Origin of the sequence: Pantoea sp. GbtcB22 (genome assembly GCF_019091025.1) — a bacterium.
GTDB classification, from domain to species: domain Bacteria; phylum Pseudomonadota; class Gammaproteobacteria; order Enterobacterales; family Enterobacteriaceae; genus Pantoea; species Pantoea leporis.
In genome coordinates this window covers 1-231 of the sequence record NZ_JAGXKB010000977.1, presented here as the reverse complement: position 1 = coordinate 231, position 231 = coordinate 1, and the positions used below count along the sequence as shown (strand labels likewise).

The 231-nt window shown below is 59.3% G+C and carries 1 protein-coding gene; it reads right to left on the bottom strand.

The annotated features are described in order from the left end of the window. On the bottom strand, positions 1 to 231 hold a 231-nt coding region (locus KVT28_RS27245), incomplete at both ends, for a glutathione S-transferase N-terminal domain-containing protein (RefSeq protein WP_217551466.1).

Genomic DNA, 231 nt, shown 5'->3' with positions numbered 1-231 from the left:
CTGCTGACAAACCCCACCCCCTCCAGCGTGTGATAGCGCGTCAGGCTGCCGGTCGGTGCCAGCAGATGGCGAACCGGCTTGAGATCCGCCAGATATTGCACAATCGCCACGCCTTCGGACAGGATGCTGCCATCGTCAAACTGCAGCGCCGGCACTTGTCCTTTCGGGTTAATCTCCCAGTAATCTTCTCCCTGCTCCGTCACTATCTTCTGCAGGTCCACGTTCACCTGG